Here is a 17,961-nt window from a genome sequence, read left to right as displayed (position 1 = left end):
AATATTTTCCGAGAAAACCAAATAAATTAGGGAAATTTTTCTACCTTTGCACCCAAAAAGTAAAGATGTACGACGAAAAGAAGGTATTATTAGGCATGCAGCCTGGCGAATTGCAGCAAGTGGTAACCGAATTGGGAATGCCCAAGTTTACGGCTGCACAGATTGCCAAGTGGCTCTACCAGCAACATGTTGGTAGCATTGCCGATATGACCAACCTGTCGAAGGCAAACCGTGAAAAACTGGCCGAACAGTACGAGGTGGGCAGCATGGCGCCCATCGACTGTCAGCGTTCGGTGGATGGAACCATCAAATATCTGTTCCCAACCCGTAGTGGTAAGTTTGTTGAAACGGTGTATATACCAGACGGCGATCGCGCCACGCTGTGTGTATCGTGCCAGGTGGGTTGTAAAATGAATTGCTTGTTCTGTCAGACTGGTAAACAGGGGTTTGAGGGCAGTTTGACTGCTGCTGATATCCTGAACCAGATATATGCGTTGCCAGAGCGCGACACACTGACCAATATCGTGTTTATGGGTCAGGGTGAGCCCATGGATAACCTCGACGCTATCCTGCAGGCCACTCAGGTACTGACTGCCGATTGGGGTTATGCCTGGAGTCCGCGCCGCATCACTGTATCGAGTGTGGGTGTGAAAAACAAGCTGAAGCGATTCCTCGACGAGAGTGAGTGCCACGTGGCTATATCGATGCACTCGCCACTGCCCGAACAGCGCCAGATGTTGATGCCTGCCGAGAAGCAGATGTCGATTACCGAGGTGGTTGACCTGCTGAAGCAGTACGACTTCTCGCACCAGCGCCGTTGTTCGTTCGAGTACATCTGCTTTGCCGGACTGAACGACACCACCATGCATGCCCGCGAGATTGTGAAGCTGGTGCGTGGATTGGACTGTCGTGTAAATTTGATTCGATTCCACGAGATACCTGGTGTGGATTTGCCTGGTGCCGACGAGAAGCGCATGGAAGCCTTGCGTGACTATCTCACCGCCCATGGCGTGTTTACCACTATCCGCGCCAGTCGTGGACAGGATATCTTTGCAGCCTGTGGTCTGCTGAGTACGGCCAAGAAATTGTCAAATAGTAAATCGTAAAAATTGTCAAATATATCTATGGATAAGAAAATTCGCGTGGCCATCACGCATGGCGACACCAACGGCATTGGTTATGAGGTGATACTTCGTGCTTTCGAAGACCCCATGATGCTGGATATGTGTACACCTATCATCTATGGTTCGCCTAAAGCCGCAGCCTTTCATCGTAAGGCTATGGAGATAGAAACCCAGTATAGCATTATTAACGACGCTGCCGAGGCCAAGGATGGGCGTGTGAACTTGTTGGCTGCCTTCGACGAGGAGGTGAAGGTAGATTTCGGACAGCCCACCGATGAGTCGGATAAGGCAGCCAAGGCTGTGATGCAGCGTGTTAAAGAGGATATGCAGAAGCACCTGTTTGATGTACTGGTGCTGGGCCCCGTGGTGCCAAATGCCAACCCCAATCGCGACGAAAAGCCGCTTACCATCATGCTCAGTGAGCGTGTACGTATCGGTCTGCTTACCAACCATCTTCCTATCAAGGAGGTGGCTCAGAGCATCAGCGTTGAGAAAATCGTTGAGAAGGGTACCATCTTCTTTAAGAGTCTGAAGCGCGACTTCCGTGTAAACAATCCCCGTATCGCTGTGCTGGCACTGAATCCGCAGCCAGGCGCCGAGGAGGAGCAGATTATCGCCCCTGCCATTGCCGAGCTGGAGAAGCAGAACATGATGGCCTTTGGTCCTTATGCTGCCGAGGAATTCTTTGCCAACAACCAGTACGAGCAGTTTGATGGTGTGCTGGCTATGTACGACGATCAGGGCACACTGCCATTTAATGCGCTGGCTACCGAGTATGGCGTAAAGCTGAAGGCTGGTATGACTGCCATCTGCACTACTGCCGTTCATGGTCCTGAGTTCGAGATAGCCGGTAAGGGAATTGCCGATGCTACCTCGTTGCGCCATGCCATCTATACGGCTGTAGATATGTTCCGCCATCGTGCCGAGTACGATGAGCCATTGGCTAATCCACTGCCAAAACTGTATCACGAGAAGCGTGAGGATGGCGACAAGGCACGTTTCCAGATGCCTCGTGCCAAGGATATCTTTAAATAAAATCACGAGAAACTAGACAAAATGAATAAAAAATATCAGAACGGTTTTTTCCTGTTCGGATTATTGGTACTGATTATCATGGCCTCGCAGCTCGACTTCCGTCAGGCTTGGGAGGGCATTCAGCATGCGGGCTATTGGTTCGTAGGTGTGTTGGTACTTTGGGCTTTCCTGTATATGATGAACACCGCCTCGTGGTATCTCATTATCAATACCATCGGTAACGAGCAGGGCGTGTGTCGCAAATGCAAGGTGGGCTTCTGGTGGCTCTATAAGATCACCATCTCGGCCTTTGCCTTGAATTATGCTACCCCTGGTGGACTGATGGGTGGCGAGCCCTACCGCATCATGTCGCTGTCGCCTAAGGTGGGCACCCAGCGTGCATCATCGTCAGTCATACTGTATGTGATGACGCACATCTACAGTCACTTCTGGTTCTGGCTGCTTAGCGTACCTCTTTATATTATCACGCAGAAGATGACACCGCTTACCTATATCCTGCTGCCCATCATCGCTGCAGTGGCACTGTTGGCCATCTGGTTCTTCTTGCGTGGCTACAAGCGTGGTATTGCCATGACGGGTATGACCATCCTGAGTCATTTCCCCATGGTAAAGAAGTGGGCTGCCCCCTTTATCGAGCGCAACCGCGAAAAATTGGCCGAGGTGGACGAGCAGATAGCTGCCCTGCACAATCAGAACCCCCGTACATTTAAACTGGCTGTGGTGCTCGAACTGCTGTGCCGTGTGGCCTCTACGTTCGAAATCTATTTTATCCTGCTGGTGATTATGCCTCAGGTTACCATTCCGCAGTGTATCCTGATTTACGCATTTACCACGCTGTTTGCCAATATGCTGTTCTTTATGCCCCTGCAGTTGGGTGGTCGCGAAGGTGGCTTCTTGATGAGTACCGAGGGCTTGAGTATGACAGCTAATGCTGGTATTTTTGTTGCCCTGCTGGTGCGCTTGCGTGAGTTGATATGGACGGCTATTGGTCTGCTTTTAATCAAGTTGGACAAGAAAGAAAAGTAATAAGCGTTAAAATTCTGCCAAAATTGCAGATGTTTCAGAAAAAATATGTAATTTTGTCAGCTCAATGAAGACATCAGAACTTCAAAACATCAAACAGCGGTACAATATCGTTGGCAATTGCGACGCATTGAACCACGTGCTCGACGTAGCCTTACAGGTTGCGCCCACCGACCTTAGTGTGTTGATTGTAGGCGAGAGCGGAGTAGGTAAGGAAATCATTCCAAGGGTGATTCACGACAACTCACCACGCCGTCGCGAAAAGTATTTTGCCATCAACTGTGGCTCTATCCCCGAGGGTACCATCGACTCAGAACTCTTTGGACATGTAAAGGGTTCGTACACTGGTGCCATCAACGATTCGCCAGGTTACTTTGGTGTAGCTAACAAGGGTACGCTCTTCCTGGACGAGGTGGGCGAACTGCCTTTGGCCACCCAGGCGCGATTGCTGCGTGTGCTCGAAACTGGTGAGTATATCCCTGTGGGTGGCACCGAGATTCGTAAAACCGACGTACGTATTGTAGCCGCTACCAATGTGAATATCCGTCAGGCCATCAGCGAGGGTCGCTTCCGCGAAGACCTCTACTACCGCCTCAACTCGATACCCATCCAGATGCCTCCTCTGCGTGAGCGTGGCGAGGATATCATCCTGTTGTTCCGTTTGTTTGCCTTGCAGATGGCCGAGAAATATAAGATGGACCGCGTGGTGCTCGACGAGGGTGCTAAGCAGATACTGCTGCATTATAAGTGGCCGGGCAACGTTCGCCAGCTGAAGAATATCACTGAACAGATTAGTGTGCTTTCGCCCGAACGTACCATCACCGCTCAGGTGCTCAGTCAGTTCATCCCTCAGGATCATGAAACCACACAGCTGGCCACCATCCATCGCGATGGCAGTGGCGATCATAGCTTTGAGAACGAACGCGAGATTCTGTATAAGATTCTGTTCGAGCTTCGTGGTAACGTGAACGATATGCGCCGCGAGATGAGTGCGCTGAAAAAGCAGCTCGACGATGTGCAGACTGCATCGCCAGTTGCACCTCAGGTTGAGCATATGCCAGCCACCACATTCCCAACACCTATCACCCAGCACCCAGCACCCGTGGCAACTGTCGAAGACGCAGTTGCTGAGGAGTACATCGAGCCCGAGAAGGAACTCGAGAGCTTGAACCTGAACGACATGGGTAAGCAGATGCTGGAGAAGGCCTTGGAGCGCAACCATGGCAATCGTAAGAAAGCCGCCCAGGAACTGGGTATTAGTGATAGAACCCTTTATCGCAGATTGAAACAGTATGGCTTGGATCAATAAGATAAAAACAATCGTGTTTGTTGCTGCCATTGCAGTTGTAACAAGCTGCTCCGTGAGCTATAAGTTCAACGGTGCCAGCATCGACTATTCGCAGACCAAGACCATCACCATTGCCGAGTTCCCCATTCGCAGTAGCTATGTGTGGGGACCCATGGGCCCGATGTTCAACAATCAGCTGAAGGATCAGTTTGCTAACCATACCCGCTTGGAGCAGGTTAAGCGTAATGGCGACCTGAAGATTGAGGGTGAGATTATACGCTACGAGCAGCGTAACAAGAGCGTGAGTGCCGAGGGATATTCGGCTATGACCGAGCTCTCCATGACAGTGAACGTACGATTTACGAATAATAAGAACCACAACGAAGATTTTGAGCAGCAGTTTACTGCCTCGCAGAGCTACGAGACTACACAGAGTCTGAATGCTGTGCAGGAGGAACTGGTAACACAGATGGTGAAGGACCTCTGCGATCAGATCTTCAACCGTACCGTAGCCAACTGGTAATTTTAAGTTAAGATAATAGCGTAATGGAGATTACAGAACTCATTAAGCATCCTGAACAGATGGACCGCGAAACGCTCTACGAGTTGCGTTCGCTGCTGGCTCTGTATCCCTATTTTCAGACGGCTCGCTTGTTGATGCTGCAGAATCTGTATCTGTTGCATGATCCTACATTCGACGAAGAATTGCGTCGCGCATCAGCCTATATCACCGATCGCCGCGTGCTGTTCCAGATGATCGAGGGGCGCCATTACGAGTATCATCCTGTGGCTAAGCCTGCACCTGCAGCAAAACCTGTTCAGCAGCCAGCTGAACCAACCGAAGATCGTACCATCTCGCTGATTGATAACTTCCTGGATAGTATCCCCGAGGAGGCCAAGACCGATACACTGAAGCCCAAGCGCAAGCCTACGCCTGCCGATGCTGCTGTAGATTACGTGGCCTACCTGATGGATATCGAGCCCGATGGTGGTCAGGAGATGCCTGGTGAGATGCCAAAAATGTTTGGTCAGGACCTGATTGATTCGTTCATAAATGATGACAAAGGTGGGTTTCAGCTGCGCGAGGTACCTGAGTACCGTCCTGAGCCCCAACCAGAGCCCTCTGAGGAAGAAAATGGGGTTGAAAGTGAGTACTTTACCGAAACTTTGGCACGAATTTACATCAAACAGGGTAGATATTCGAAAGCTTTGGAAATAATTCAGCGATTAAGTTTGCAAATTCCGAAAAAAAATGCTTACTTTGCAGATCAAATACGTTTCTTAGAGAAATTAATAGTAAATAGTAACAAAAAAAATAAATAAAAAAATGTACACATTATTTGTAATTCTCATTGTGGTTGCAGCACTGCTTATGATTGGCATTGTGCTCATCCAGGAGTCAAAGGGAGGCGGTCTGGCTTCTCAGTTCTCAGGTTATAACCAGATTGGCGGTGTTCGTAAAACTACCGACTTTATCGAGAAGGCCACTTGGTTCCTCGCTGGTTTCATGGTACTCGTTAGCGTTTGTTGCGCTTATGTAGCTCCTCAGGCTGGTGGCGACACCTCTGTTATGGAGAACTATCAGGCTCCTGCTACCAATCCTAACAACCTGCCTGGTTTCGGTGCCAGTCAGCAGAAGGACGCAGCTGCTCCTGCAGCTCCTGCTACTCAGGCTCCCGCCGCTGAAACACCTGCTGAGAAGAAGTAATCAGCTTCTTTTGGCCTAACAAAAACAATGGAGAGTTTGCCCATGCAAGCTCTCCATTCTTGTTTTTTTAGCTGAATATGCATTATTTCTAAAATTTCTTGCTCGAAAATTTGCACAGCTCAAAAAATCTTAGTACCTTTGCACCCACATTTGAGCGATGGGTGTTTTCCAGAGTGGCCAAATGGGGCAGACTGTAAATCTGCTGTCTTTCGACTTCGGTGGTTCGAATCCATCAGCACCCACAAAAAAAGAGATCTGAAACGCAGGTCTCTTTTTTGTTATTAATACTCTGTTTTATCTGTTTTCTCTGTCCACAATCGGAAGGTGTGTAGCGCCTCGTCGCGCAGTAGTGGCACAATGGGCACCGTACGCTTGTCCATAGGACGTTCCAGCTCCTCGTAGATGAAATCATCGGCAAACTGGATATCGCGGGCATCCTTACGGGTGTTACCGTAGAATATCTTGCTGATACGAGCCCAATAGATGGCGCCTAAGCACATAGGGCAGGGTTCGCACGAGGTGTAGATAGTACATCCCGAGAGATCGAACGTGCGCAGCTTAAAACATGCCTTTCTGATGGTATTAACCTCAGCATGAGCTGTAGGGTCGTTATCAATGGTTACACTGTTGCTGCTACCAGCAATGATTTCGCCGTCCTTTACTATGACAGCCCCAAAGGGACCACCGCCTCGCTCAACGCTTTCGTTGGCGAGGCGGATGGCTTCCCTCATAAATTTCTTATCTTGTTCTGTTATCATCCGCAATTATTGTTTGTTTTCTGCATCAATAGCCTTGATTTTCTCGCGAATCAGGTTCATATCGTCCTTCAACTTCTGCACCTTGCGGTTCATCTCGTCAATCAGACTGTTACCTTTCTTCGAGCTGGCATTCAGGAATCCGAGGTTGTTCTCGTAGGTCTGAATCTCCGACTTCAGGTTCTCGTACTGGCGGAACAGGCGTGTGCGCTCGTTGTCGAGGGCATTCTCGCCGCGCTCAGCTACGTTCTTCAGGTTCTGCTTAAAGTTGTTCAGCTTGCGCTTGGCTACGCTGATGTTCAAATCCTTATACAGCTTGTCCAGCACAGCGTGATACTCCTTGTAGAGCTTATCCTTCTCTTTATAAGGTACGTGACCTACAGCGTTGTACTCATCAACCAGCTTCTGTACCTTTTCGGGCACCTCTTCACCAGTCTCTGTTGCCAAAGCCTTCAGCTGCTCAATGATGCCCAGCTTCTTCTCCAGGTTCTCGCGCTCCTCACCACGTGCACCAGCACCTGCGGCATTGCGGGCCTCGAAGAAGGTGTTGCATGCTGCCAGGAACTCCTCCCACAGCTGGTCGCCCAACTTCTTAGGTACCATACCAATGGTCTTCCACTCCTTCTGCAGAGCGATGAACTTGTCGCTGGTAGATTTCCATTCGGTCGACGATTGCAGCTCCTTGGCCTTCTCAATCAGGGCGCGCTTCTTCTCGGCATTCTCCTTGAAGGTTTCTTTCAAGCCCTTGAAGTAAGCAGCCTTACGACCAAAGAAATCGTCGCAAGCGGCACGGAAACGCTCAAATATCTTCACGTTCATCTTCTGAGGTGCAAAACCAATGGTCTTCCACTCAGTCTGAATATCAATAATCTGCTTGGTGTGCTTCTCCCAATCGCCACTGCCCTTGTTCTCCTCGGCAGCAATGGCCTCTACCTTCTCGCAGAGTACGGTTTTACGGGCCAGGTTGTCTTCCTCCTTGGCACGCACACCCTCAAAGTGCTGCTGGTGGCGCTTGTTGATAACGCTCGATGCAGCCTTGAAACGGTTCCAGATTTCCTCGCGCTGCTCCTTGGCTACAGGACCAATCTCGCGATACTCCTGGTGCAGCTTCTGCAACTGGTGGAAAGCGCTGATCACATCCTCTTCGTCGGCCAACTTCTCGGCTGCCTCGCAAAGAGCGGTCTTCAGCTCCAGGTTCTTCTTAAAGTCGTACTCGCGTGCTTCGCTGTTCAGGCGGAGCATATCGTAGAACTGCTCTACGTACAGCTGATAGTTGCGCCACAACTCGTTGGCCTTATCAGCTGGCACATTCTTAATTTCGCGCCACTGCTCCTGCAGGGCCTTGAACTCCTTGTAGTTCTTGTTGGCCTCGTCGGGGGTGGTTACCATAGCCTTGATACGGTCGATGATAGCCAGTTTCTTGGTCAGGTTCTCCTGCTTTTCAGCCTCCTGCTCCTTGAAAACCTTGGCGCGCTTTTCCTTGATGATGCCCATCTCGGCTTTGAAAGCCTCTTCCTGCTCGTCGGGCGTGTACTGGTACTGCTCAGGATCGCCGCCTGCATCGAGATAAGCTTTGAGCTTAGCCTCGCGCTCAGCTACGTGCAGTTTGTAGAACGACGACTTCAGATACTCTACTTCGTCCTTCTGTGGAACTTCCTCGCCATGTGCAATGTCCTGCAAACGGTGCAGTACATCGGCTTTGGTCTCATAAACCACACGAGTCTGCTCCTCGGCCTGCTCAGCTGCTGGCTCCGAGTTTTCAGTTGTTTCTACTTGAGAGGTAACCTCTTCGTTAACTACTTCTTCGTTTTTACCCAGTTCGAGGGTATTCTCTTGAGAGTCCATCATTTAACTATTAAATTATTACTAAATGATGCTTAGCATCATCAACATTTGGGGTCAAAATTAAACATTATTATTTAATTAACCTAATTTTTTGGCGTTTTTTTGCGTTTTTGAGGCCTAAACCAGTCGTTTATGACGGAAAATACCCCATGCAATAGCCGAAATGGCGACAGAAATGATGACTGCCAAGATGAATCCCCATGGTTTGGATTCCATGCCGTTGATTAGGTTCATACCGAACATCGACGTCACCAGCGTAGGTATCATCATCAGGATGGTTACCGTAGTAAGTGTACGCATCACGGTGTTCATGTTGTTATTGATAATACTTTGATAAGTGTCCATAGTCGACTCGAGAATGTTCGAGTAAATCATGGTTGTTTCGCGAGCCTGTGTCATCTCAATGGTTACGTCCTCAATCAGGTCGGCATCCAGCTCGTCAATCTGCAGTTTGAACTTCAGTTTCGACAGCAGGGTCTCGTTACCACGGATAGAGGTCTGGAAGTAGGTGAGCGAGTCTTGCAGTCGGCTCAAGCCAATCAGGCTCTCGTTGTTCACCTCCTTATCCAGGTTGCGCTTTGCCTTATCTACCAGCATCGATATCTGCTTCAGTCGCTTCAGGTACCAAACGGCACTTGAAAGGAACAAACGGAAAATCATATCTACGTGGTCGGTAAAGCCCTCGCCACGCTTCTGCTGGAAACTCACGAAATCAATCATCACGTTTGTTTCGTAAAAACAAACGGTAATAGTCACATCACGTTTATGAATGATACCCAAGGGCACTGTGGTGTATGGCGTACGCGATCGTATCTCTTTTACGTAAGGGATACGCAGAATAATCAGCATCCATCCGTCGTCGTACTCATAACGTGCACGCTCATCGGTATCGCTGATGTCCGACATGAAGTAGTCGGGGATATTAAACTTCTCTTCGAGTTCGCGCTGGTCTTCTTCGGTGGGGCATGTCACCTGTATCCAGCAATTGGGCTGCCAGTCATTGATCTGGGTCAGTCCGCCTTGGGTATTCCAGAATGTCTTCATTTTGCTAATCCTTCATTTTAAATTGACAATTGATAATTGACAATTGATAATTGACTTAGCGGCAAGAGGATTAGCGGTCTTGCCTGCCACCCTCCAGCCTAACAGTTGTAACTATTCGCCGGGTAATCGTCCATAATGTTTGTTATTAAATTAATTTATCGTGTGCAAAGGTAAAAAGAAAAATTGAAAAAACAAATTTTTAAGGCACGAATTACGCGAATTACACGAAAGTTTTCGATTGTGTATAAAAATAATCCGTGTTAATTCGTGTAATCCGTGCCAAAAAACTACTTCTCAGGTATCACCTCGAGTGTGTGCTTCAGCAGTGTCCAGAATGGATCTACAGTAGCTATCAGGGCACGCTCGGTAGTGGTGTGAGGCGACTTCATGGTGGGACCGAAGCTTACTACATCCAGGTGTGGATACTTGCCCAGGATGATAGAGCACTCCAAACCGGCATGGTCAACCTGGATAATACCATCCTGGCCAAACAGAGCCTTGTATTCCTTGCAGAGCAGATTCAGAATCTCGCTATCGGGGTTGGGATCCCAGCCGCCGTAGCTGCCAGCAGTCTCCACCTTCATGCCTGCCATGTTAAAGCAGCTCTCCAAGGTTTTTACGATATAGTCCTTCATATCCTCACGACTTGAACGAGCCAGAATCTTCAGCGAAGCCTTACCCTCGCCAATGTTGATGATGGCCAGGTTGCTTGATGTCTCCACCACGTTAGGATAGCTGGGAATCATGCGGATCACACCATCGTGACAGCCATAGATAGCGTTAATCAGGTTGTCCTGAATCTCTACAGGCACCTCCATCTTTGGTGTCTCCACTTCCTCGCAGAGCACCTCGATACCGCTCTCAATGCCTTTGTACTCGTCCTGGAAATCGTCCTGCCAGTCGGCAGCCAGTTCCTTCAGGGCTGCTACATTCTCCTTTGGCAATGTGAGCACAGCCTCTGCCTTGAATGGGATGGCATTACGCATGTTGCCACCCTGCCAACTGGCCAGACGGGCCTCGCACTCTTCGATGGCCTCGCGAACGATACGAACCAGCAGCTTGTTGGCATTACCACGACCCTCGTGAATCTCCAGGCCAGAGTGTCCGCCACGCAAGCCCTTGACAGTTACCTTTACAGCAGCATCGTCGGCTTCGGTCTCTACCTCTTTATAGTCCAGAGTGGCAGTTACGTCGATACCACCAGCGCTACCAATCACAAACTTTCCCCAGCACTCAGAGTCGAGGTTCAGCAGAATGTCGCCATTCAGCTCGCCAGCAGGCAGAGCGTTGGCACCAAACATGCCTGTCTCCTCGTCGGCAGTAATCAGTGCCTCGATAGGTCCGTGCTTCAAGGTCTTATCCTCCATCACAGCCATGATGGCAGCTACGCCTAAGCCGTTGTCGGCACCCAGGGTAGTGCCCTTAGCCTTTACCCACTCACCATCAATCCATGGCTCAATAGGGTCAGTCTCAAAGTTATGAGTGCTCTCAGGTGTTTTCTGTGGAACCATGTCCATGTGTGCCTGCAGAATCACACCCTTCTTCTTCTCCATACCTGGCGAAGCGGGTTTGCGCATCACAATATTATCTGCAGGGTCCTTAAAGGCCTCTACACCTGCCTGCTTGGCAAAGTCAAGCAGAAACTGTTGTACTTTCTCCAAATGTCCAGAAGGACGTGGAACCTGTGTCAGTGCATAGAAATTCTTCCAGATGCACACTGGGTTCAGATTCTTAATTTCACTCATAGTTTTTTTGTTTATTTGGGTTAAAACGTTTCGTAAACATCAAGGCTGCCCAGGCGTAGATGCCTAATGCAATCACCAACATCGTCTGTACGGTATGAACTATCAGTACAAACCAGAGGGCATGCTCGTCAGCCACGCCATAGAGAATCAGCATGGTCTTGATGGCAAAATGCCAGGGCCCGGCACCATTAGGCGTAGGCACGATAACGGCGAAGTTGGCTACCACAAACGATACCAATGCACAGCCGATACCTAAGTTCTCGGTAAAGTCGAAGCAGAAGAAGGTGAGGTAGTAATGCAGAAAGTACATCACCCAGATGCCAATCGAGAAAAACAGATAGAGTGGCAGGTTGCGTACGCCCTTCAGCGAGAGCACACCCTCCCAGATGCCACCTAACGTCATCTTTACCTTATTATATATAGAGAAGTTTTTCAGCAGCAGATGCAGCAGTATCAGCACGGCCACAGCGCAGATGGCTGTTACCACCCATCCAGTTACCGAGAAACCTCCTAATATCCTGTCGAGCGATGTACCTGTCTTGCGGAAGAAGGTGCCAAACACGCTTATCTCAACAAGCAGGATGATACCCGAGTATATCATTACTATCAGCGTATCTACTGCACGCTCTGTAACTACTGTGCCTAAGGCTTTCGAGAATGATATGCCGTCGTAGCGCTTAAGGATGGCGCATCGCGAAAACTCGCCGATACGAGGTATCACCAAACTGGCCGCATACGATATAAACACCGCATGATGACACACCGACGAACGAGGGTGCTCGCCAATCGGTTCCAATGTCTGTTTCCATCGCCAACCGCGAAACATCTGTGCTAAGATTCCAAAGGGGAACGATAGCAACATCCAAGTCCAGTTCATTTCTTCGGTCAGCACACGACTGATAGTCGAAAAGTCTTCACCACGATACATCCACCACAAAATGGCACCGCCAAGTATAAAAGGCAGTACCACTTTAGCAACGCTACTGATGATGTTTTTTATTTCCATGCCGACAAAGGTACGAATAATAATTGATACGTGTCAAAGAAAGCTCTCTTTTTTGGCTTTTTTCTACTATTTTCTTGGCTGTGTGCGATAACAGTCGTACCTTTGCAGCGGTTTTAAGGATAACAAATAAATAAAAGATTAGAGAAAGGAATTAATTATGGTAACTTTAGAGACAAGTTTTTTATTAATGACCATGGCTGCCTTCGCATTAGCTGTATCACTGGTAGTAACCGTTGCTGTTAATGTAGACAACAATAAGTAATTGAACAAAAAATTGAAAAATGGAGTCGCAGATTTTCTAATCTGCGATTTTTTTTATATTTTTGCACCCATGAAACAAGTTCGACCCAAGAAAAATCTCGGTCAGCACTTTCTGACCGACCTGAATATCGCCAAGCGTATTGCCGATACCGTTGATGCCTGTCCCGACATTCCTGTACTGGAGGTTGGTCCTGGCATGGGTGTGATGACTCAATATCTGGTAGAGAAGCCCCGTCCTTTCAAGGTCGTCGAAATCGACCGCGAGAGTGTAGCCTATCTGCAGGAGAATTTTCCACGTCTCAATGATAATATCATTGGTGGCGATTTTCTACGTATGGACCTTCGTGAGGTGTTTGATGGTCAGCAGTTTGTGCTCACAGGCAACTATCCTTACGATATCTCGTCGCAGATTTTCTTTAAGATGCTCGACAATAAGGATCTGATTCCCTGTTGCACCGGTATGATTCAGCACGAGGTGGCTGTTCGCATGGCCTCACAGCCCGGCAACAAACAGTATGGCATCTTGTCGGTGCTTATTCAGGCTTGGTATAATGTGGAGTATCTCTTCACCGTCGAGCCAGGCGTGTTCAATCCGCCTCCCAAGGTACAGAGTGCCGTTATCCGCATGACGCGTAACGAGGTTACCGATCTGGGTTGCGACGAACAGTTGTTCCGTCGCGTGGTAAAAACCACTTTCAATCAGCGTCGCAAGATGCTGCGTGTTTCTCTTCGTCAGATTTTCGATGCCAATCATCCTGCCCCTGCAGGCTTCTTCGACGATGAGATAATGACCCGCCGCCCCGAGCAGCTCTCCATCCCCCAGTTCATCGAACTCACCAACAAAGTCGCATCAGCATTATAACCCCGCTCGCATAAAGCTCGCTCCACCCGCCCTCGCTCTTTGGGGGCAGCGTGCCCCCAGCCGCGCGGCATACCCCACGGTCCTTTTGGGTATTTTTATATCTAATAGTAACTTTTTCCCTTAAAGACTTGGTAGTTTTAATTATATTGTTTATATTTGCAGCCGAAAAGCGAATTTAAACATTAAATGTTTATTTCTGTTAGTAGATTGTTATGCGAACGGGTAGTTTACAGAGCTGGGTTGACCAGCAAATGATTCGAGGCAGGTACATCTTTACGAAGGAAGATGTGTTAGCACAAGGGCTATCGCAGGCGGATGATAGTCTGAATACGGCTTTGTCGAGGTTAGGCAAGAAGGGTGTGATTGTTTCTCCTTGGCAGAATTTCTATGTGGTGGTGCCTACGGAGTATCGGTTGAAGGGAAATGTGCCACCATCGCTTTATATCGACCATCTGATGAAGTCTTTAGGTAGGGATTATTACGTATCTCTGCTGTCGGCTGCTGCGCTGAACGGCGCGGGGCATCAGCGGGCAATGGCGTTTCAGGTTACAGTGAACGGAGCACCTATACACTCTGGAATAAAGAATGGAGTAAGACTTGATTTTACACTTCGCAACCCTCTCCCTATGATGTATGTGAAGCAGGTGAAGACTCAAATGGGGTTCATAAATGTTTCGTCGCCTGAGTTAACGGCCCTTGATTTGGTGCTTAATGAGAACAAGGTTGGTGGTATTAATCGCGTTACAGAGGTGCTGATAGAACTATCAGAAAACATGCATTTCGACGAATCCTTCACAGATCTTCTCACTTTCTTTAATGCACCCGTTATTCAGCGTCTGGGATATTTGCTTGATTTGATTGAAGAGCATGAACTTGCCGATCGTCTGCTGATGCTTGCACAAAACCAGAGTAAACTGTTTCGGAAAATCCGTCTGAAGCAGTCGAAGACTCAAACAGACGATATGGTAATTGATAGTCGATGGAAGGTGATTGTTAATCAAGAAATAGAAACTGATGAAATATGATACCAGAATACTTTATCCAAGAATGGAAGGAAATTTTTATTGATAAGATGGAGGGTAAGCGTGATTAATAATCAAATTTTGAATGCTATAAGAGACAAGGCTAGTCAGATTGTGCCAAAGGGTGCTATTGTTATTCTTTTTGGCTCAAGAGCACGTGGCGATGCTCGTGAAGATTCTGATTGGGATGTGCTTATCCTACTTGATAAAGATCACATAACCTCTCAGGATATTGATGATTATTCTTATCCATTACGCGAATTGGGTTGGGACTATAATCAGTGCATCAATGCTATCTTATACACCAAACGTGATTGGGATAGCAGTATTAGCAGCCCTTTCCGCGAAAACGTAACTGAAGATGGAATCAGATTATGGGGTTAAGTGGCTAAAAACTACACTTTTCAAACGATAAACTACACTTTTAAAATTGTGGCGTTATTATGTAAAATATCGCGTTCTGAAACGTTGTTTCTTGTAAAATATCGTATTCTGATGCTATGTTTTTATGTAAAATATCGCGTTTTACGTTTTTCTTCGTATCTTTGCACCCAAAATATCATCGTTATGGTTGACAAAACTCACCAACAAAGTCGCATCAGCATTATAACCCCGCTCGCGTGAAGCTCGCTCCACCCGCCCTCGCTCTTTGGGGGCAGCGTGCCCCCAGCCGCGCGGCATTCCCCGCGGTGTTTTCAGGTATTAGATAAATTGCAATCGACTAGCGAAAATAAACATTTAATGTTTAAATACGCTAGTCGATTGTTACTCTGTTACTAATGAGAGCTTACTAAATCTGTAAGTTCCCAATAGATTAACATGTTTTTCTCCAACCATGATTCAGCAAATCCTGCTCAAGGGTACCATTCTCAACTGTATAGTCGAGATAATCCTTCAATACCCATTCGAAACTTTTCTTGGCTCCATCTTCGGTATAATCATAGCCCACCAAGTCTAATTCCGGACAATAGGCATGAAAAACGTCGTCTTCCTTAAACAGAATGACTGAAACATCAACCTTTATTCCTTTATTATTAATTTCAACTGTATTCATCTTTTTTGTTCCTTTCTCGAGTGTAAACATTGGATATATCGATAGAATATTGTTAGTTCATAACGACATCACATAGTTAGCCTTTAAGCCTGTACGCTCTTCGTAGGCCTGTTTCATTTCCTGCTCAAGAGCAGTTACAGCATCAAATTTAGTTAGCTTAGCTGCTTTGAAACGTTTTAAAGCTTCTTCTCTTGTCATATGTATTCATCCGAGTTTACGCATTAATTCAAGGAAAGCCTCTGGTTTAAAATCAATATGACTCTCACCTAATCTTTCACCATTAACCTTTGCAAAATAAGAATACTCATAAGCTCCAAGACTGATTACAGCTCCAGTTTTTTCCGACTCCAAATCAATCGTAGCGTTAGTATCAGGAGCAATCATCCAGTGTTCCCAATCAGAATTCTGTGAAATCATCAGAACGCTCTTGATATTTTTAAGTACTCGAAATGATATAGGAAGAGCTCCGTGGCCATCCCAATCTATTCCAAGCGTACTTAGGTGATCTATGCGATCATAGGCCTCAGCCAAAGCTGGTTGAGTTACCTCAACTGTAAGACGCTGAGCCACTTTTTCCTTGTCTTCACGTGATATATGGATAGAGTGAATATACTCCATCACATCTGTATAAGATGTTATGGGATATGCTACTGCAGGCTCTGAAGCCATTTTGATATTATTATCTTCCATATATAACTCTAATATTGTTAAGACGCTGCAAATATAAAACAAATAGTTGAAACTTGCAAGTTTTTTGAAAAGAAGATGAACAAATTGTTATTTTCTGCTTTTAATCAAGGCAGGAGGATTTTTTTATTCTTTATTGGCTTTTTCTTTGGTTATTTCAGATAAAAGGTGTACTTTTGTGCCCGAATTCTCGTCATGTCCACGCCGGATTCAAGGCAATCGTGCCAAGAAGTGGAAGGGTGGGTAGCGAGTTTTCATACATATTAAAGGCGTTTACAAGCGCTACGTTTAAGACTCTTCGGAATCTGGAAAATTCAAAATTGGAATCTTGAACTTAGCAACGGTAGATGCTCTCGGGATGTGTTTATACGCGTCCCCTATCTTCGTATGTGGGGTAGGGCGCATTGTATTCATATCGGCGTGGGCTCTGACGTTGTCTGTTCAATTCCAATGGGCAATTCCAGAGCCTCGAAGGGTGGAACGGGCAGCGACGGTTCCACGCTTTTTTTATGCCTTGCCGCCAAGACTTTGGCGCGCCTAAAAACAGTAGGCCGATATGGATGCATTGACTAATGCTAACAAGGCTACATCACCAATAACCCGCTGTGGACTTACCCCCATGGCCATCCCCGAAGCTGTAGATGCACAAAAAGGGGTGTCGGTAGAATACGCTCCAGCCCCTGATAAGCGTTGGTATGTTCTCCGTGCCTCCTATGGTCGTGAGATATTAGCCGAACAGCTACTCATCCAGAGCCATGTCTATGCCTACGTTCCCAAACGTTATGCCTATATCGAGGTTAAGGGGCGCCCCAAAAAGGTGTTGCAATGCCTCATCGCCAATATCGTGTTCGCCTATCTCACCCCCAGGCAGGCTATGATTTTCGTTCGTAATAACGATCCAGATGAGCCTTCGCCTGCGCCGCAGTTGTCTGAGTTCCTCAGCTTCTACTACAATCATTTTGTTCAGAGTGAGAACTGGCGCAACCCGCCGCTTACTATCCCAGAGCACGAGATGCTCAACTTTATTCGTGCCACCTGCTCGAACGACGAGAATCTGCTGATGCTCCAGGGAGGCGACTTCCATTACAAAACCGACGATGAGGTCGAGGTTATCTGTGGTCAGTTCAAAGGTGTTCGTGGTCGAGTCATCAGGGCTCGTGGTCAGCAGCGAGTGCTTGTCGCTCTTACCGCCCTCAATTGCCTCTGCGCCACCGCCTACATCCCAACCCCGTTCCTCCAGAAAATATAACCCCAAAAATACCGTCAATTAATTCAAAACCCTTAATGAATTAATTCATTGCCCCTTTTGAATTAATTCACCGCACTTCGAGGCCTCCTTCCCCCTAAAGATTTACGTACCCCTGTTAAGGGGTACTCCAATCTTGGGGGAGGCCTCTCAATTTCGAGGAAAAAACAAATTGATTTTGAGTCAAAATTAACTTGTTTATGAGTAGAAATCAACTTGATTTTCGGTGAAAACTAATAAGGAAAAATATCCCTAT

General features: G+C 47.5%; 19 protein-coding genes and 1 tRNA gene. 12 read left to right on the top strand and 8 right to left on the bottom strand.

All coding sequences use genetic code 11. The features are described 5' to 3' along the window. Nucleotides 1–65 precede the first annotated feature (65 nt). The 8 genes from rlmN (at nucleotide 66) to BLR73_RS04590 (ending at nucleotide 6,420) form a co-directional block, all read left to right on the top strand. Nucleotides 66–1,106: a dual-specificity RNA methyltransferase RlmN gene (rlmN, locus tag BLR73_RS04625; protein WP_033149858.1), complete on the top strand. Its 1,041-nt coding sequence runs from the start codon at nucleotides 66–68 to the stop codon at nucleotides 1,104–1,106. A gap of 18 nt (nucleotides 1,107–1,124) precedes the next feature. Beyond that, nucleotides 1,125–2,159: a PdxA family dehydrogenase gene (locus BLR73_RS04620; protein ID WP_013064170.1), complete on the top strand. Its 1,035-nt coding sequence runs from the start codon at nucleotides 1,125–1,127 to the stop codon at nucleotides 2,157–2,159. A 21-nt stretch (nucleotides 2,160–2,180) separates the two neighbouring features. Next, a complete protein-coding gene (locus tag BLR73_RS04615) occupies nucleotides 2,181–3,185 on the top strand; it encodes a lysylphosphatidylglycerol synthase transmembrane domain-containing protein (RefSeq protein ID WP_091859432.1) in 1,005 nt (334 codons plus the stop codon). Between the two features lie 64 nt (nucleotides 3,186–3,249). Beyond that, entirely contained in the window at nucleotides 3,250–4,491 is a 1,242-nt protein-coding gene (locus BLR73_RS04610; protein ID WP_091859429.1) for a sigma-54 interaction domain-containing protein, read from the top strand. Then, nucleotides 4,475–4,993: an LPS assembly lipoprotein LptE gene (gene lptE, locus BLR73_RS04605; protein WP_091859426.1), complete on the top strand. Its 519-nt coding sequence runs from the start codon at nucleotides 4,475–4,477 to the stop codon at nucleotides 4,991–4,993. Before BLR73_RS04610 ends, lptE begins: the two co-directional genes overlap by 17 nt. Nucleotides 4,994–5,016: 23 nt before the next feature. After that, a complete protein-coding gene (locus BLR73_RS04600) occupies nucleotides 5,017–5,793 on the top strand; it encodes a tetratricopeptide repeat protein (protein ID WP_091859423.1) in 777 nt (258 codons plus the stop codon). Between the two features lie 4 nt (nucleotides 5,794–5,797). Beyond that, nucleotides 5,798–6,178, top strand: a complete 381-nt coding sequence (gene secG, locus BLR73_RS04595; protein ID WP_013064528.1) for a preprotein translocase subunit SecG — start codon at nucleotides 5,798–5,800, stop codon at nucleotides 6,176–6,178. Nucleotides 6,179–6,337: 159 nt separating this feature from the next. Beyond that, nucleotides 6,338–6,420, top strand: a tRNA-Tyr gene (locus BLR73_RS04590). 39 nt (nucleotides 6,421–6,459) lie between these two features. Here the strand turns inward: BLR73_RS04590 and BLR73_RS04585 are convergent. The 5 genes from BLR73_RS04585 to BLR73_RS04565 all read right to left on the bottom strand — a co-directional run bounded on the left by BLR73_RS04585 (nucleotide 6,460) and on the right by BLR73_RS04565 (nucleotide 12,573). After that, nucleotides 6,460–6,936, bottom strand: coding sequence for a nucleoside deaminase (locus BLR73_RS04585; RefSeq protein WP_080694856.1), 477 nt, complete (start codon nucleotides 6,934–6,936; stop codon nucleotides 6,460–6,462). Nucleotides 6,937–6,942: 6 nt separating this feature from the next. After that, nucleotides 6,943–8,781, bottom strand: a complete 1,839-nt coding sequence (locus tag BLR73_RS04580) for a DUF349 domain-containing protein (protein WP_091859420.1) — start codon at nucleotides 8,779–8,781, stop codon at nucleotides 6,943–6,945. Nucleotides 8,782–8,895: 114 nt separating this feature from the next. Then, nucleotides 8,896–9,822, bottom strand: coding sequence for a magnesium transporter CorA family protein (locus BLR73_RS04575; RefSeq protein WP_091859417.1), 927 nt, complete (start codon nucleotides 9,820–9,822; stop codon nucleotides 8,896–8,898). A 287-nt stretch (nucleotides 9,823–10,109) separates the two neighbouring features. Continuing rightward, the gene (locus BLR73_RS04570) at nucleotides 10,110–11,567 is read right to left on the bottom strand and encodes an aminoacyl-histidine dipeptidase (RefSeq protein ID WP_091859415.1); all 1,458 of its coding nucleotides are present in this window, start codon (nucleotides 11,565–11,567) and stop codon (nucleotides 10,110–10,112) included. Continuing rightward, nucleotides 11,560–12,573 carry a lysylphosphatidylglycerol synthase transmembrane domain-containing protein gene (locus BLR73_RS04565; RefSeq protein WP_091859412.1) on the bottom strand — a complete coding sequence of 338 codons (1,014 nt, stop codon included), beginning with the start codon at nucleotides 12,571–12,573 and terminating at the stop codon, nucleotides 11,560–11,562. Before BLR73_RS04565 ends, BLR73_RS04570 begins: the two co-directional genes overlap by 8 nt. Nucleotides 12,574–12,904: 331 nt before the next feature. Here BLR73_RS04565 and rsmA point away from each other — a divergent pair, with 331 nt between their 5' ends. The 3 genes from rsmA to BLR73_RS04550 all read left to right on the top strand — a co-directional run bounded on the left by rsmA (nucleotide 12,905) and on the right by BLR73_RS04550 (nucleotide 15,102). Continuing rightward, the gene (gene rsmA, locus BLR73_RS04560) at nucleotides 12,905–13,696 is read left to right on the top strand and encodes a 16S rRNA (adenine(1518)-N(6)/adenine(1519)-N(6))-dimethyltransferase RsmA (protein WP_091859409.1); all 792 of its coding nucleotides are present in this window, start codon (nucleotides 12,905–12,907) and stop codon (nucleotides 13,694–13,696) included. A 212-nt stretch (nucleotides 13,697–13,908) separates the two neighbouring features. Then, a complete protein-coding gene (locus BLR73_RS04555; RefSeq protein ID WP_091859406.1) occupies nucleotides 13,909–14,721 on the top strand; it encodes a type IV toxin-antitoxin system AbiEi family antitoxin domain-containing protein in 813 nt (270 codons plus the stop codon). A gap of 60 nt (nucleotides 14,722–14,781) precedes the next feature. Further along, a complete protein-coding gene (locus BLR73_RS04550) occupies nucleotides 14,782–15,102 on the top strand; it encodes a nucleotidyltransferase domain-containing protein (RefSeq protein WP_091859403.1) in 321 nt (106 codons plus the stop codon). 430 nt (nucleotides 15,103–15,532) lie between these two features. On the opposite strand, the gene BLR73_RS04545 is transcribed toward BLR73_RS04550, so the two are convergent. The 3 genes from BLR73_RS04545 to BLR73_RS04540 are packed head-to-tail and all read right to left on the bottom strand — an operon-like array spanning nucleotide 15,533 to nucleotide 16,462. Beyond that, complete coding sequence (locus BLR73_RS04545; protein ID WP_143010880.1) at nucleotides 15,533–15,772, bottom strand: hypothetical protein; 240 nt, start codon at nucleotides 15,770–15,772, stop codon at nucleotides 15,533–15,535. Between the two features lie 57 nt (nucleotides 15,773–15,829). Beyond that, nucleotides 15,830–15,970, bottom strand: a complete 141-nt coding sequence (locus BLR73_RS14325) for a hypothetical protein (RefSeq protein ID WP_176763611.1) — start codon at nucleotides 15,968–15,970, stop codon at nucleotides 15,830–15,832. A gap of 6 nt (nucleotides 15,971–15,976) precedes the next feature. Then, nucleotides 15,977–16,462 (bottom strand): hypothetical protein, encoded by a 486-nt coding sequence (locus BLR73_RS04540; RefSeq protein ID WP_041385958.1) that lies wholly within the window; start codon nucleotides 16,460–16,462, stop codon nucleotides 15,977–15,979. Nucleotides 16,463–17,015: 553 nt separating this feature from the next. On the opposite strand from BLR73_RS04540, the gene BLR73_RS04535 reads away from it, so the two are divergent. Then, nucleotides 17,016–17,708 carry a transcription termination/antitermination NusG family protein gene (locus BLR73_RS04535; protein ID WP_091859398.1) on the top strand — a complete coding sequence of 231 codons (693 nt, stop codon included), beginning with the start codon at nucleotides 17,016–17,018 and terminating at the stop codon, nucleotides 17,706–17,708. Nucleotides 17,709–17,961: the final 253 nt, after the last annotated feature.

This window comes from Prevotella sp. khp1, from assembly GCF_900102205.1.
In the GTDB taxonomy this organism is placed as follows: domain Bacteria; phylum Bacteroidota; class Bacteroidia; order Bacteroidales; family Bacteroidaceae; genus Prevotella; species Prevotella ruminicola.
Note: the sequence above shows the minus strand (reverse complement) of the source record. Positions and strands in the feature narration are given on the sequence as shown.